Here is a 15,587-nt window from a genome sequence, read left to right as displayed (position 1 = left end):
TGGCTCCGGCGACGGCGGCAAGGGCCGGCCGGGACGCAAGTCCAAGCCCGTCACGGCAGAGCCGAGCGACAAGGCGCAACGCAACTTCACCGATCCCGACAGCCGCGTGATGTCCACCAAAAACGGCTTCATCCAGGGCTACAACGCACAGGCCGCCGTTGATGGCGCCCATCAGATCATCGTGGCGCACACGCTGACCAACTCGCCGAGCGATCAGGCGCAGCTTGCACCCTTGCTCGATGCCATCAAAGCCAATCTCGGAAAGAACCCGGACGAAGCATCGGCCGATGCGGGCTATTGCTCGCAAGCCAATCTTCGCACGCTCATCCGACGCGGATCGAGGGCTACGTCGCCACCGGACGGCAAAAGCACGGCACCAAGGCGGCCACGACAAAAAGGAAGCTCAAATCCGGCACGCTCATCGCCAGAATGAGCACAAAGCTCAAGCGCGCAGGCTATCGAAGCCGGTATCGATTGCGAAAACAGATCGTCGAGCCCGTCTTCGGCCAGATCAAGCAGGCAAGAGGCTTCCGCCAGTTCCTCCTGCGCAGCATCGACAAGGTCAAAGCCGAGTGGGCCATGATCTGCACCGCCCACAACCTCACAAAACTCGTAGCCGCACTCTGAGGAGAGACTTGCCTCTTCCAAAAAATCGCTCAGAACGCATTCGCTTGATCCCAAGTCCATTGCCGGGACAAGCTCCTAGGGATCGCCTCCAGAAAGCTCACCGCCTCGTTGGCACTCAGCACGACTGGCAGCTTGCGCGGCTCGCGCGCGTAGGCGATGCGCTCCGGGATCGTGCTGTGGCCGAGCGTCACACCGTACAAAAACCGCAACGCACAGACGATCTGGTTGAGGGTGGGGCATGATATTCCCGTCGCCACCAGATGAACCTGGAATGCGTGGACGTCCTCCAAGCCCAGGTGGTCGGGCGAACGGCCGAAAGTATCGGCTGAACTTCGAAACCGCGTTGAGATACGATCGCTGCGTCGCCGGGCGACAAGTTGCGGACAGTCATGTCCTCGATCATGCGGCGGCGGAGAGGGCTCCGCTGGGCCATCGGAAAACCTCCTGTCTGAACGGTTGGGGGTCTGAAAACCTGAATCCTCTCAGACAGAAGCCGACCGCTACTACCTCTCCTCAATTGCCGCGCCGGCGGCTTCATTCAGTCCCGATTCCAGCAAAAAAACATCATGCTCTAGATTCGCGGTTAGCCATTCTGAGGTCGGTCCTGCCTCCACAGGCCCACCCGCTCAAACTCGACCAGCCCATGGTTCGAGGTACTGCACAATCGACGGCGTGCGCCAACCTCATTCCCTTCCCGATACTTTTCGGTCTCGTCCACCGCACATATCGCTCAGCGAAACATCGAGGCCGACGTAGATCATGACTTTTCCTCCTTTGATAAGTCCATGATCGTTCGTCAAAACGTGCTGCGCGGCAAATAGGTCAGGCGATTGGAGCCGAATATCCATCACTTCCGTAAAGCAGCTGCGCTTCATGCTCTGGTCCTTGTCTAGGGCGACGGCGAACTTCAATCTGGGAGTCCAGGGGGCAAGGTCAACCGGCAAAGGTATCACGCTGGACTTTGATGAGGACTTCGTCCAAGAGCATTCCCACCCTGTCTCTCCGATGGTTATGCCGGCTTTCCAGATAGACGTGAGATCGGCGTCTGAACGCGAGCAAGCGACCGCGTTTCTTTTTTGACGTCGCATGTGCGCGGTGCGAGATCAGTGTTTCCAAGTTCTTCGACTTGTCCAGAAATCGTGTGGTCGTATCAGGAAGCTTCTCGATGCGCTCGATCGAGAGTGGCAGCCCTTTCGTCTCAGAGCAGGTTGATAAGAACGGATGCCTAACAACGTAGCCAGTTCGTCTGAATCCCTCAGCAACATCAGGCCGCAGCTTCCATTGGCGCTGGTAAGCCACCATTCCTCCTAGAGTAGGTAGTATTCGATCCATTGTTGGTGCTGTACCATCAGTTTCGTTGACGAGCCAAGTAGGCTTATGAACCTCTCATCAGCTAACAGTAAGGTGCGGCAATGACGAGCGTAGTGGATCCGCTGCAAGTCTCGCGCTTCCTTCAAATATATGACGCTGCCGCCGTCCAGAAAGGCATCAAGCTTTCGATAGGACTTGATTTTTACGAGTACGTCTCGATCACACGGCGCCTTCCAACAAAGAGGCCGACAGAACCATGCTTCCGGCCGGATCGCTCGGTAATCAAATCAGGCGAAGGATATTGGATGCTGGGCGTCGACAGCAATAACGAGGTGGCGCTTGTAGAGGCTGCTCGATTGTACGATCTTTCGCAGAGCAATTTTGCAGAACATCTCGAGTCCCTGAAGCTGTTTTACTCAGACCCCAGCAAACATGCGCACCCACAGGACAGCTGTACTTGCACGGCACCAAGCGCGAAGAAGATTACCGGGAAAGTAGCGTACCACGGTGATTTTTGGCTGCGCAAAGACTTTAGACGACAGGGCATACCCAAGATCATGGCTGGGATACTGCGCGGCGTGTCGTTTGCCATGTGGGCTCCCGACTTCGTATGCGGACTTGCAGAGCGTTGGATGCTTGAAAAGGGCGTGCTTGCACAATACGGACATACGCATCATGAACTCGGCGGGGCTATATTACATCTGGTAGAAGAGAATATTGTCGAAGAGGATTTGCTTGTTTGGCTGACCCGGGAGGAGCTGAGAAAGCTTATTTTTCGTCACGACAGAAGCGATCTCGCTTTGGCGCTGTGAGTTTCGTCGGCAGCCTCGACGCAGCGAAGTTCTGTGTTTTTTCGAGAAGCGGCCACCATGCTGATGGGATGGAAGCATGCGCTATCGCCACGATTGCGCGCGCGATCGCAGCTCTCGGTCATGAAGTAGGGCTCATTCCGCCGGCTAATGTCAAACACTTGGTCAGTCCGGCCAAAACGGATGCAGCGGAAGCAGAGGCCATCCACGGCAGGGTAATCCGAAAGACCATGCGCTTCCTCTCGACCAAGACGCAGCAGGTCTGGTGCGATGGTGCTGAAGAGCCCGCGCCCTTCTGGTGCGCAGCGGATGCCTCAACGACCTACGTCCGCATCTGGCCGAGTTGGGAATCATTTTGGCAAAGGTTGAGGCGCTGCGCGAGGCGATGCCATGCTTAAGACGTGGCGATGCCCGCAAGCGCACATCATCGCCTCGTCCGTTCCATGACCGCACATCGCTGCGTCGATCCGCGCCAAGAGAACGAAGTTTTCGGGAATCTCATTCTTCACCGCCCGCAGCGGGCCCGAAAATTCGGTCGACATTGGCGTGGGGGTGCCACTCGCCAAGGAATCGTCAGAAACAACTGTCCTGCGGCGCGGCGCCGGCAGCGCCACATTGGCGGAATTGCGCGCCAGGAGTAGGCGCGCGTTTTCATTCGCCAAGCCGTTATCACCGTCTGGGAGTACGGGTAGCGCCCTCCGTTGACATCCGCGCGACTACGTCGACGAGTTAGCTCCCTGAAACTTGGCTGGCATCTCGGTAGCCGAGAGGCGAGGCAATCGACAATTCACGATGTACAGAGCCTGAGCCCTGCGCGTGCAGCGATCACACCGGAGGTTCCATCATGCGCCTCCAAGGAAAGAGGTTTCGTTTGAGCAGACCTGATCGCGCTACAAGTCTAGGGACGAGATTCGGCGCGAGCGATCATGACCGCCAGCGAGAACAGATAATGATTGGTGTTGCATGCCGAACTCTTTGCAAGGGAAATGTAAGCCGCCCATCAATCGTCAATGTGGTTGCCATGCGTCCATCATCTTGATCAGTCACCAACCTTACTGTTGACCGCGGCTAACGCTGCGCGTCCTTATAGAATTGAAGCTGAAATCACGGCTACGCGGCATTCCCGGCGCGATCCATCGTCTGGTCCACCTCGTCGGCGCTAGTCTAATCGTCGGCATAACCCTGACAAGTGCGTGTCGATTGTCGATTTTGTTCATACTGTTATCGTTGCCTGCCAGCCATGGTCGGCGAGCCGATAGGCGGCATATTGGACATCAGTGCGGCTGTTATGGCGTGCTGTTCAAGTTGGGATGAAGCGGAGGCGGCCATGCCTCAGAGCCGGGTCCGCAAATTTGAACGGGCGCTAAGTGGAGTTTCTGCCTGAGAGCGGGCACGCTGGTGCCTGCGAATCAGGAGCGACGATGAGCAGACGAGCACGCCGGAACCACACACCGGCCTTCAAGGCGAAGGTGGCGCTTGCCGAGGGCGACCGGACGATAGCTCAGCTTGCCGAGCAGTTCGACGTCCACCCCAATCAGATTACGGCGTGAAAGGCGCAGCTGGAGGGTGGCTCTTCCGGAGTTTCTGGTCCTAGCAGCGCTGCGCCGGCCACGCCTGCGGTCGATGTGAAGTCGCTGCATGCCAAGATCGGAGAGCTGACGCTGGAGAACGATTCCTAAGAAACGGCACCAGCTCCTGGTTCCAAGGGCTGCAGAACAAAGCCGAATGTCTTGGCACGTCGGTGCAAATTGTTGATCACTCGCGTACGGTAGCATGTCTCGTAGGACGAGGCGCCGGGATCGACGTAGTCCATTCCGTGACGGACAGCGTTGTAGAACAGGACTGCGATCTTGCGGGCCGTCGCGGTGACTGCCTTGGCCTTGCCGATGCGGGACGACAGTCTTCTATAGAAGGCGCCGAGCGCGGTGTCGGTGCGTCCGACGGTTACGGCAGCAAGGCGCAGAAGAGCCGCGGCCCGACCGCCGGACCGGCGCGTTCGTGACGAGAGCATTGTGCCCCCGGAGATCTTATTGCTCGTCGCCAACTCCAGCCAGGAAGTAAAATGCTTTGCACTTGGCCATGAGGTAAGGTCGTCGCCGCATTCCGCGATCAGCTTCAGCGAGAGGTAAGGACCGACGCCGTCGATGGTGGTGACGTCCTTTCCGAGCAGCCCAAACAACGACGCGCGGACGTCGAACGCCAGAGCGTTCGCTTGATCGGTTCGGTTCCGACGCCGCGAGACCGGCGGCGCTGATCCATGATCATGACCCCTATGGATAATGAGTTCCTTCAACACGGCTTCGATCTTGGCGTCGCAAGCAGATGCCTTCTCGTGGGATGTCGCTTCCTTCGCGAAGAAGGCTGCGGCCTTCCTAAGGTCGCGGCCGGCTTGCGCCACCGACACCACACGCTCCTTGACCAGCTTGACCGCGTCTGTCTTGAACTCGCGACTGAACTTCCATCTCTTCATCGCCCATCTCCGGCTTCATGAAACACCTAATCTCGGTGTCCATCAAACCGGCAGCAGCTCAGGAAATTTAATGCAATTCGCGAATGGAGCGTACCGCCGCGTGCGCGTGCTTAGGGCGGATGAAGAGCGAACCGAACGCGTCGGTGTGCGGAATTGGACCAGGCCCTACCGAAGGAGACTCAATCAAGCCACACAATACCGGCCTTGGCTGGTTCCGTAAGGCCCCACAAAGCTGTTTTGCGATAGTTGTTGTGCTCTAACTAGCCTATCGGACTTGGTAGCTGCCCAAGCAATCTCGCCAATGGTTAAGTCGTTTTTGAAGTAAGGAAGCGGTTGAGCTGCGCTAAAGATTCCAGTGCGAGCTGTCGTCAAAGCGCCTGCCACTCAGCTAAGCCATCGGCTCTGCATGCTTGGCAAGTAGAACGGAGAACCAAATGCCACAGCGGAGCCCAATCTGTGAGGATGGTCGGCCTGCCGGACATTTTCGGAACACCGCTTACATGATCGATAAGAGCCGTCCGTATTTCGATGCAGCCCATGATGCTGGTCTCATGGCCGTCCATGGACGTTCTACGACCGGACGTGCATTTGTTTTGGGGGCGGGTTCACTTGAGGGGCGACCGGAAAAAATTGATTTCGTGCGATGTTCCTACCTTGGCTTGGATAATCATCCCGTGATCGTCGCTGGCGCGATCGACGCGATCGAGGCGCATCGGTCTTTGCACTGGTCATGCGCACGAACGCGGCTCAATTTCGATCTCCTGGCAGAACTTGAAACAATCCTGTCGGAGATGTTCTGCGCACGCGTGATCGCCTTCTCCACTGTCATGCTCGCCAATCTAGGTGCGATGCCCCTTCTTGCTTCAGGCCAATTGACAGGCGGAAGAAAACCGCTTGTCGTGTTCGACCGCCTTGCGCACATATCCCTGGCCTATCACAAGCCGGTGGTTGCTGATGAAACGCGTCTGGAAACGATCGCGCACAACGACATCGACGCTCTCGAACGCTTGTGCCGCGAACATCCAGTGGTCGCTTACGTATGCGATGGTATTTACTCCATGGGAGGGAACGCGCCCATCAAGGAACTGCGCCAACTACAGGAGCGGTACGGGCTCTTTCTCTATATCGACGATGCTCACGGCATATCGATCTTCGGACGCCAAGGCGAAGGATTTGCTCGCTCTCAGTTTCCGCAAGTGCTGGGTGACCGCACGATCATAGTAGCGTCGCTGGCTAAGGGCTTCGGCGCATCGGGCGGCATGGTGATGCTCGGAACGGCTGACCAAGAAGCTCTGTTTCGACGGTACTCAGTTCCCTATGCGTTTTCGGTGCCGCCCAATCTGGCGGCGGTTGGTGCGGCGCTTGGCTCGTGCAAGATTCACCGCTCGGCAGAACTCGTCGATCGGCAGATGCGGCTAGCGCAAGGTATCAAGGTCTTTGATAGTCATATTGCAACCGCTCAGCAGGGAAATTCGTTTCCCATCAGAATGATTGCAATAGGATCGGAAACCAAGGCGATTGCAATCGCCAAAGACCTTCTCGATTCCGGCTTCTACACTTCGGTGACGTTCTTCCCGACGGTCGCGCAAGGAAAGGCAGGGATTCGAGTGTGCATTACGGCCGATCATGAAGAAAACGATATAGAGCGATTGTGCCACTGCATCTTGGAAGCAGTGGCGGAAACGACCGGAAAGCCATACCCTCTGCGGTGATGTGATGAGTCAGCCGAACAATTCATGGGGCTGCCCGGTGCGGTTGGTATCCCCTTATGCCGAGAAGGATAATGAAAGCTTGTCAAGTCGCGATCCATTGTTCGACGCGGAAGGCGTCTCTGGACCGTTTAGGCCGATGTTCTCGACGGGCCGGTACTCGCTCGTTACGCCGTTTGCGACTGTCTGATTATGCCGAAGTCAGGAGAACTCAACGGCCAAAGCGACCGGCGCGTTGCGCTTGTGACCGGAGGAGCGCGCGGGATTGGACTGGAGATCGTGCGCCGGTTCTTGGCCGATGGCTATCGCGTCGCTTTTGTGGCGACTAAAGCAGAACATGTGGCGCGGGCGCTTGATCTTCTCGGCTGCCCGGAAGATCGGCTCTATGCTGAGAGGATTGACGTAACTCGACACAACGATGTGCAGGGATTTGTTGACCATATCCGGCAACGTTGGGGCGAAATAGCGATTTTGGTGAACAATGCTGGTATCTCTCCCAAGCGCGTGAACCAAAATGCACCTTGGCTTTCACAGACGTCCCTCGATGAATGGGCGCGGGTCATCGATGTCAATCTCAGCGGACCCTTCATTCTCATACGGCTCTTGGCACCAGCAATGATCGCGAAAGGCTATGGACGCATCATCAATGTTGGATCACTCGCGGGGCGTGCCATGCCGATGATCGCAGGGCCACACTACGCGGCGTCGAAGGCGGGACTGGTGGGATTAACCCGCGCTGCTGCGCGGGATCTCGCTCCACACGGCATTACGGTCAACTGTATCGCTCCTGGAAGGGTTCTCAGCGATTTGACTGGACCACCCGAGGCCGAGGTCAACCGCTCGGCTCTCAGCAGGATTCCGGTCGGCCGTTTTGGAACTGCTGAAGAGCTGGCGCACGCCGTAAGCTTTCTGGCCTCGCCGATGGCGGGCTTTATCACCGGAGCAACAATCGATATCACAGGCGGCGAGTTCGCCGCGTAAGCCGATGCATATCGCATTCGATGGCCGACAGCGGAATGCCGGCCTCGCTTCGGCTCACAGGCTCGTCGAGTTTCACGCCGCGCAAATGCGGCATACAGTCGAGCGTGAATACGGATGCGACCGGAGCGTATAGGCGAATGGGCGGCGGGGTTCTCCCGTAGTTGGGCTTTCATGCCCCTCCTTTGCCGCGGGGGCGCCGAGCAGCGAATTCGGCGGCGTTGGGGGAGACTTCCGTGCGGCTTGCCTTCAGGGAGGAGACGGAGGAAGTCACTAATCTGTCCGCTAAGTCTATTTCGAGGTGAGAAGTTGCGGGGGTTCTATGCTGACCGCACGTCAGTATCGCCGGTCGCGAAAGATCAACGAGGTCATCGGTTCCAGGAAGATGCCAGCGTTCGATCAATGCCTATGTGCGCTGGATCGCAGTGCCGGCCCCTCCGCCAATCGCCTGGGAAGTCGCGCCGCGGTGCCGCGTCTGCAGGCTCCCGTCGCGAGCAAGTGACATTGTGGAGTATCGGATGGTAGGAAAAATGGAGCCCTCGATGGAAGTGCTTTCGCATCTGCGAGTCGTCGAGATCGGAAGCTCGGCCGCGACCAGCTATTGCGCACGGTTGTTTGCCGACTTCGGCGCCGATGTTCAGAAGGTCGAGCCGCCAGGTGGAGATCCGCTCCGCGGTAGCGGGCCACTCACGCCTTCTGGCCAGAGCGCGTGGTTTGCATTCCTGAACTTCAACAAGTCAAGTGTGGTCATCGACGCGACCGACCCGGACGGGATTCCGCAGCTGACCGCACTGATCGAAGAGTGCAATATTGTGATCGATGGCCGCGACATTGATCCCGCAGATTGCCCTTCCATTGATCTTGCCGCGATTCGGCAGAAACGTCCCAGGTTGATTTACCTCGAAGCAAGCTGGTTTGGCCGCGAGGGACCCTATGCTGACTTCGCCGCAACCGATTCGACGGTCCGCGCGCTCGCCGGCCTCATCAAGCTGGCTGGAGCGGTCCAGGGCCCGCCATTGCACGCACCGGATTTCCAGACTGGTATCATGGCCGGTCTGTGGGGCTTCATCGCCGCGGCTTCTTCGACGATTCTGGAAGAAAAAGCCGGTGGGGGAAGATGGTCGTGGTCTCTCAGCGTTTTTGAATCGAGCCTCGCTCTGAGCGAGTATCAGGTGTTCGAAGCGTATGAGCGCGGCGACGTGATGCGCCGGATTGGCGTCAATCGCTTCTGGCCGAACTTTCCGGTCGGCATTTACGAGACCAAAAATGGTTGGCTCGGCGTCACAACGATCACTCCGGCACAATGGCGCGCGTTCTGCGAAATGCTCGATCTGCCCGAATTGCGTGACGATCCGACTCTCATGCTCGGTGCGGATCGTCTGCAACACATCGAACAGATCGAGCAACAGTTTATCCCGAGGCTGAAAACGCAGACAGCGCACGAGTGGTTTGCGGAAGGACTGAGACGCAAGATCCCGATCGTGCCGGTGCCCGAAATATCCGATCTGCTGCAGGATGCGGAGAAGAGGGAGCGCGGCGCAATCGTGCCTGTCCTGCTTGGCGAAGAAGAGGGCCAGACAGCTGGCTCGATGCAGAGGCTGACATTGACGCCGCCGCGCCGGGGCGGCAAGGTTCCAGCTCCAGGCGAGCAGCAGAGTTTCGCAAATACAGGAAGACGCCTCACCGGCACAGCGTCGGTATCGTCCGGCTGCATCGATGCAGGCGGGCCGCCATTGCAGGGGATTCGCGTCATCGACTTCTCGATGGGGTGGGCCGGTCCGTTGTGCACGCGCACATTGGCTGATCTCGGTGCGGACGTCATCAAGGTTGAAGCCATCCAGTATCCGGACTGGTGGCGCGGCGTTGACCGCCGCCCTGCTTACATCGAGGACCAGATGTATGAAAAGACGGCGCGCTTCTGCATGGCGAACCGTAACAAGCGCGGCATCACACTCGATCTGACGCGGCGGCAGGGCCGCACTCTTGCGAAGCGGCTTGCGGCGGGAGCCGACATTGTCGTCGACAACTATTCGGCCGATGTGCTGCCGAAGTTCGGGCTTGGCTACGACGTGCTCAGAACGCTCAACCCCCGCCTTGTCATGATGTCGATGTCAGCCTTTGGCACGAGCAGCATCCGTCGCACTTGCCGGGCCTATGGTTCGACTCTCGAGCAGGGCTCGGGGTTGCCGAGTGTGATCGGCAAGACCGACGGGCCACCTGTGATGAGCCACGTCGCCTTTGGAGATGCCGTTGGTGGGTTGAACGGCTGCGCTGCAGTTCTGGCTGCACTTATTCACGCCCGCACCACCGGGCAGGGGCAGTTCATTGATCTTGCGCAGATCGAATGCATGATGCCCTTTGCGGCGCCATGGATCATTGTCCATTCGATCGATGGTACGTCGCCGATAAGATTCGGCAATCGACATCCGCAGCTCGTGCCGCATGGCTGTTTCCGGTGTGCGGGTGAGGACAATTGGATCGTGGTAGCCGCCACCGACGAGGACATGTGGCAGAGGCTTGCCAGACTTATTGGCCGGCCAGACTGGGCCACGGACGCTTCGCTGAAATCAGCGGAAGCTCGCCGCGATATCGAGGAGTTGGTCGAGAGAGCGATCCAAGCTTGGACGATCACCCGCGACGCGGACCAGGCGATGTCCGAGTTGCAGGCCGCAAGAATTGCTGCCGGCGTGGCGCGCCTGCCGATTGATCTGCTCAGCGATCGACATCTCAGGTCGCGCGGGTATCTGCAAGAAGTCGAGCGCGCTTTCATTGGCTCGCATCCACAGCCGTCCATGCCGATTCGGGAAGGTGAAGGGCCCTATGCAATCCGGTCAGCGGCACCGACGCTTGGACAACACAACAGAGAGGTTCTATCAGGCCTTCTTGGGCTTTCCGACACAGAGATCGCGGACTTGGCCAGGGAGGGTATCATCGGTTCGGTGATGCTTTCGGAGGGCGAGCTCACAAAAACAAAAACGGTATCGCAATGCTGAAAAATCCGCACTAGATCAGATTAACGAACTCTCAGGCTTGGAAGCCCGCTGGTTAGACTTCATCGTGGCGCTCTTGTTCAGTGTTCCGCAGCAGGATACCCCAGAACTACTCCACTGCATGGAGTTGATCGGAGCGAACAAGGCTCATCATAGGCTGTCCCTTGGCCGATATCGCCCGATCCGCCTGATGTCATCAAACCGTGCACACTTAAGCAACATTGCGAGCCGTGCGCCGAGCTGCGTCCGGAACAACTACACCAAGCGTCAGAGCGCGCGTGCGCGTAGCGCGAGCGCTCAGTCAAAGGTACTATTTTCACCAGAGTAGGTAGTATTTCGGTCCATTGTTAGTACGTACGATCAATTAGCAGCTCGCCGTACAGGTTGTTCGCGAACGGGCTGTATTGCAGCTAATCTGAGGGCGCCAGCAGAGCCCGCCGCAGACGCGGTCGACAAGGGATGACACCCCGCAATTCCGAAGCGGCAATCGCGGCCCACGCGCGAGGCGCGCCTGCTGGCAATCTCCCTACCATCAGCGAGGATACAAGGGATGTATCGGAGCCAAATGTCGAGAGTCGACGGCATACGCCGAATGTGGGCGGTTCGGCACGGGACCAGCTAATCCAGTTTAAGTTACTTTCAGGTCGCCGCGACGCTCAAATTGGCTACATGTTAGACCGTCTGGTAGGTCCGATTACTCGCCGGTCAACAGGAGCCGAAAGTCGTGCCACTGAGACAGGTGTCGGTCGGCCCACTCAGAAAAAACGTCCAAGAAGGCGAGGAGGATATTGTGAGCAAGGAGATTGCAAGTTCCAATATTGCGGCTGGATTTTCGCGCGCTGGACGGCGGTCCAACGAAAGCTTTGCCCGGGGGATAATGGTGTTCCCAGACGGCACCTCACGAGTCACGATTGAGCGAGATCCAACTCCGCTCTACATCGAGCGCGGGATGGGCAGCTATCTGTTCGATGTCGATGGCCGCCGGTTTCTCGACCTTAATTGCAACTTCACGACGTTGATCCATGGACACACCTTCGGCCCCGTTGTGGAAGCACTAACCCATCAACTCCAGCGCGGCAGCTGCTTCGCAAATCCGACCGAGAGCGAGATCGAACTCGCCGAACTACTTTGCGGACGTATTCCGCGGATTGATCGTATCCGCTTCGTCAATACGGGGACTGAGGCCGTGCTGTTTGCTATCAAAGCTGCGCGGGCCTTCACCGGACGTTCGAAGATTGCCAAGCTCGAGGGCGCCTATCATGGTGCCTATGACTGGGTCGAGGTCAGTCAAGCGGCGACGCCGGACAATTGGGGTGACGCATTCGAGCCCAAGTCCACGGCGTTCTATCGCGGGATGCCTGCGAGCGTGCTCGATGAAGTGGTTGTACTCCGCTTCAATGATATCGAAGGTACACGCCGCTTGATCTCATCGAATGCGCACGATCTGGCCGCCGTCATTCTGGATCCGATGCCGAGCCGCGGTGGCCTCGTCGCGCCGAAGCCTGAATTCTTGGCTGCGGTGCAAGAAGCGACCCGCAAGAAGGGAATCCTTGTGATCGCTGATGAGGTCCTCAATCTTAGGCAGAGTTTCCAGGGTGCTTGCGCACGTTACGGCCTTGTTCCGGACGTCATCACGATGGGCAAGATCATCGGCGGCGGTTTGCCGATTGGGGCAATCGGCGGTCGCGAGGATGTAATGAAGGTATTCGATGCCTCAGCGGGTCGGCCACTGCTTCCGCAAGGCGGTACGTTTTCCGCCAATCCTCTATCCATGACAGCGGGGCTGGCCGCAATGCGGCATCTAGATCATGCCGCTTTTGCACATCTGGAGATGCTTGGGGACATTGTCCGGAACGGGATTGGCCGGGCCATCTCGAACCAGAGCGCGCCTCTGTGTGTGACCGGAGCCGCCTCACTCTTCCGCATCCACCCGTGGGCAGAAGCCCCGAATGACTATCGCGAGATCTATCCCACGCCTGGCGGAACAACTGTAATGAAGGAGCTCACACGCTTCTTTGCGGAGAACGGCATCGTTCTACCGTATGGTGCTGCCGCATCGATCTCGACACCGATGACGCGCGTCGACGCTGAGTTCATCGTGGATGTGTTCGCAGGCTTTCTCGAGAGCCATCAAGACATGTTGGGTGCGATAAAGGTACGCAAATGAACGCACTATGCCGGCAGTGCTTTTCGGTATCATACCTTTAAGATGATCTTAGGCCACAGTCTACCATTCGCCGTGATCCCGGCTAGCGAAGCGAATGCTTCGCGACCTGGCAAGGCAAAAAACATCGGCGATGCGGTGTCGCTGGTTGTGCGCGTCTCCACGCGCATACGAACCAGCGAGCGTTTCATGAATACCCGATTTCAGGCGACTGGCGATCTGGTACTCCCGCCATGTGGAGCTGCCCTGTTCGCTGCCGTGCAAGAACGGTGATTGAACAAAAAGCTCCTCTGGTCGGCGGGCGGGCTCCCATTTTGCATGCGTCGGTTCCCCGAACACATCGCCCGGATCGAGCCGCTCGAAGAACAAGCCCACGCGCTTCCTGCATTGCCTTAACCTCGAATCCATACTCGACGCGGGGAAACCTATACGCGACCGCCGGAGCTGAGATCGTAGACCTCTACTATAGAAGTGCACGCTTTTGGCGATAGCATTGACAATCGTGATGCCATTGTTGTCGAACTCATCGAAGGTTATCTGGTCTTCCGCCGCGGCGCAGCAAGCGGCGGGCACGGTCAGATTTGGTTCCCGTCCTTTTGGCGCAAGATCGACGCCCATATTGTCGCTGCTCGTGATCGTCCTATAGCCAACCTGCGCTCACATAAGGGCGTGGCGGACCGTTTTGGCGCAGCTGCAGCAAGCTAACCTATCTCAGTTGGGCCAGTTATCAGGCCCGCGCCTCTTGCGCACGGTGGGGAATAACGAGTTCGATCTCGCCAGCTACCTCGAGGATAGCTTCTGGATGTTGGCCATTCTCGCAGAGTGCGTATTTCAGCGCTTGCGCGCGGCTCGCAAACAGGCCACCAAAGATACCATTCTGTTCGCCGACGACCCAGTTTCCAAAACGATTCTTGCCAACAAAGACGGTCGGCCCAGTGGAGCTTCGGGAAGGATATTGGACGAGCTTCATGACTGTAATCCCAGGACCATTTCATAAAATCGATTGCTGCACAGCACGAGCGGACAGATCGCGCTACGTGTTCTGGTGCTGCGAGACCATCGCCCTTTTCGGCTGAAAACGGGATTTGCACCTCTTTTTAGAGAGCTCTCACGATTGTGATCATCTCACACGATCGTCGCAGATCGAAGTCACCAATCACGGCGTTCTGGTCACGAACCGATCGTCGCCCTCGAAGGCGAAGACTACAGCAAACACGAAGCGAATCCCGCTACCAATTCTAAGGAAGGGCAGATCGCTCTCGCCTTGCTAGAGCGACGAAATGCGCCCTGACGACTTCAGGAAATCGTTGGTACTCTCTCCAACAGATCCAAGGGAATAAGCGGGCTACAATTGGCGACGCTCGCGAATGCATATGGCAGGGGCTTACAAGAAGGCGTAGATTTTGCGGGCTCGTATTTGCCCGCCGAAGAGGATTGATGGCGCTGCAATTCGGGCTGCCAATTGTGGTAATCACTCGCGATATTGGGTGGCTTCTCATCGTTTCTCTACGGAGTGGCCGAGCGAGCCGAGGACATCATGCTCCGCATGCTATGGAAGCCGGACGCTGCGGAAAGCCGAATGGCGCATGCTATCACCAGTCGTACTGAGATCCGTTGTTTGGGCCGCGACGTCTGCCAAGAACGAGATGGTTCCGGTTCCAATTTATCCGCGGGTGCATGGAAAGCGAACGAGATGTCTCCGTTCGCGCAGTTCGTACTCTGCCATACAGCTCAAGCATGCCGATCGTGGATGTGATGCGGGGTCCGGAAAGCACGAGATATTCTGAACCACTTTCCATGAGGGGAAGTTGAGGTGGGAGGAACACCTGAACGGCGCAGCTGGGGTGATCCGATCATAAAACAGTCCGCTTGCGACCGGAGCCCATCGCGGCTTCGCGGCCGGATCTCTGTTTAAAATCTGCGGCAATCTTCTTGTCGGGTCCGGTGAAGTCTGCGGCAATTGCCACATTGATGTTTGCGGCTTGGGCAGCAAGCATAAACCCTCGTTCGGCGAAGAGTGCTATTTCTTTTTGCGATGTGGGCGCGCCGGCTTGCGACCCTTACGCAAGGTCTTTGGAGGTGCCGCACCTTTGGGTGGTTGGATGAAAAATTCAGACACGTGAACGTCAAGCGCTGCCGCGACACGGTCGAGAAGATCAATCGTCGGGTTCTCCGATTGCTGCTCAATACCGCCCATATAGGAGCGATCAATCCGGGCATCGTACGCCAACCGCTCTTGCGGAACACCGCGATCTACGCGGATCCGGCGCACATTCCAGGCGACAAGCGCACGAGCTTTCATGCGCTAAAGCAGCCATTCTGACGGCCATCAAACCACTGGTTATAGCCGTGCTATTGCGGTAAGTTCGTCCAGAATGCAGATGAGCAGAGTCCGCGCGTAAGCTAAATGAAAGAGCTGGTACTGGATCCGGATATCGCCATGTCGCGCGGAATGAGACAGTGCTGACGAGTTATGACGAGCAGCATCCGATGTCGGCCTCTTGATTCGGGCCGACGGCGCCGCACGCT

11 protein-coding genes and 4 pseudogenes are annotated in these 15,587 nt (G+C 57.7%); 7 read left to right on the top strand and 8 right to left on the bottom strand.

From position 1 onward, the window contains the following. A pseudogene (locus IVA81_RS10855) lies at positions 1 to 627 on the top strand (transposase); the annotation flags it as partial. Positions 628 to 704: 77 nt separating this feature from the next. Here IVA81_RS10855 and IVA81_RS10850 read toward each other — a convergent pair. Both IVA81_RS10850 and IVA81_RS10845 read right to left on the bottom strand, forming a co-directional pair. Continuing rightward, positions 705 to 1,060: pseudogene (locus tag IVA81_RS10850) on the bottom strand (site-specific integrase); the annotation flags it as partial. A gap of 250 nt (positions 1,061 to 1,310) precedes the next feature. Then, a complete protein-coding gene (locus IVA81_RS10845) occupies positions 1,311 to 1,538 on the bottom strand; it encodes a hypothetical protein (protein WP_247316030.1) in 228 nt (75 codons plus the stop codon). Between the two features lie 501 nt (positions 1,539 to 2,039). On the opposite strand from IVA81_RS10845, the gene IVA81_RS10840 reads away from it, so the two are divergent. After that, entirely contained in the window at positions 2,040 to 2,750 is a 711-nt protein-coding gene (locus IVA81_RS10840; RefSeq protein WP_247316028.1) for a hypothetical protein, read from the top strand. 347 nt (positions 2,751 to 3,097) lie between these two features. On the opposite strand, the gene IVA81_RS10835 is transcribed toward IVA81_RS10840, so the two are convergent. Continuing rightward, on the bottom strand, positions 3,098 to 3,409 hold the full coding sequence (locus IVA81_RS10835) for a hypothetical protein (protein WP_247316026.1): 312 nt from the start codon (positions 3,407 to 3,409) through the stop codon (positions 3,098 to 3,100). A gap of 759 nt (positions 3,410 to 4,168) precedes the next feature. On the opposite strand from IVA81_RS10835, the pseudogene IVA81_RS10830 reads away from it, so the two are divergent. Continuing rightward, positions 4,169 to 4,420 (top strand): annotated as a pseudogene (locus IVA81_RS10830) (transposase); the annotation flags it as partial. A gap of 2 nt (positions 4,421 to 4,422) precedes the next feature. Here IVA81_RS10830 and IVA81_RS10825 read toward each other — a convergent pair. Then, positions 4,423 to 5,076, bottom strand: a pseudogene (locus IVA81_RS10825) (transposase); the annotation flags it as partial. A 575-nt stretch (positions 5,077 to 5,651) separates the two neighbouring features. On the opposite strand from IVA81_RS10825, the gene IVA81_RS10820 reads away from it, so the two are divergent. The 4 genes from IVA81_RS10820 (at position 5,652) to IVA81_RS10805 (ending at position 13,061) form a co-directional block, all read left to right on the top strand. Next, on the top strand, positions 5,652 to 6,929 hold the full coding sequence (locus tag IVA81_RS10820) for an aminotransferase class I/II-fold pyridoxal phosphate-dependent enzyme (protein WP_256469326.1): 1,278 nt from the start codon (positions 5,652 to 5,654) through the stop codon (positions 6,927 to 6,929). A 189-nt stretch (positions 6,930 to 7,118) separates the two neighbouring features. Beyond that, entirely contained in the window at positions 7,119 to 7,907 is a 789-nt protein-coding gene (locus IVA81_RS10815) for an SDR family NAD(P)-dependent oxidoreductase (protein WP_247316014.1), read from the top strand. A 539-nt stretch (positions 7,908 to 8,446) separates the two neighbouring features. Beyond that, complete coding sequence (locus IVA81_RS10810) at positions 8,447 to 10,897, top strand: CoA transferase (RefSeq protein ID WP_247316013.1); 2,451 nt, start codon at positions 8,447 to 8,449, stop codon at positions 10,895 to 10,897. A 787-nt stretch (positions 10,898 to 11,684) separates the two neighbouring features. Further along, positions 11,685 to 13,061: an aspartate aminotransferase family protein gene (locus IVA81_RS10805; protein WP_247316011.1), complete on the top strand. Its 1,377-nt coding sequence runs from the start codon at positions 11,685 to 11,687 to the stop codon at positions 13,059 to 13,061. Between the two features lie 60 nt (positions 13,062 to 13,121). On the opposite strand, the gene IVA81_RS10800 is transcribed toward IVA81_RS10805, so the two are convergent. The 4 genes from IVA81_RS10800 to IVA81_RS10785 form a co-directional block, all read right to left on the bottom strand. Next, complete coding sequence (locus IVA81_RS10800; protein ID WP_247316003.1) at positions 13,122 to 13,676, bottom strand: hypothetical protein; 555 nt, start codon at positions 13,674 to 13,676, stop codon at positions 13,122 to 13,124. Positions 13,677 to 13,785: 109 nt separating this feature from the next. Then, complete coding sequence (locus IVA81_RS10795) at positions 13,786 to 14,028, bottom strand: hypothetical protein (RefSeq protein WP_247316001.1); 243 nt, start codon at positions 14,026 to 14,028, stop codon at positions 13,786 to 13,788. Positions 14,029 to 14,911: 883 nt separating this feature from the next. Further along, positions 14,912 to 15,055 carry a hypothetical protein gene (locus IVA81_RS10790; protein WP_247315999.1) on the bottom strand — a complete coding sequence of 48 codons (144 nt, stop codon included), beginning with the start codon at positions 15,053 to 15,055 and terminating at the stop codon, positions 14,912 to 14,914. A 23-nt stretch (positions 15,056 to 15,078) separates the two neighbouring features. Next, positions 15,079 to 15,360, bottom strand: a complete 282-nt coding sequence (locus IVA81_RS10785; RefSeq protein ID WP_247315998.1) for a helix-turn-helix transcriptional regulator — start codon at positions 15,358 to 15,360, stop codon at positions 15,079 to 15,081. Positions 15,361 to 15,587 lie beyond the last annotated feature (227 nt).

The organism is Bradyrhizobium sp. 141, assembly GCF_023074055.1.
Classification (GTDB): domain Bacteria; phylum Pseudomonadota; class Alphaproteobacteria; order Rhizobiales; family Xanthobacteraceae; genus Bradyrhizobium.
Note: the sequence above shows the minus strand (reverse complement) of the source record. Positions and strands in the feature narration are given on the sequence as shown.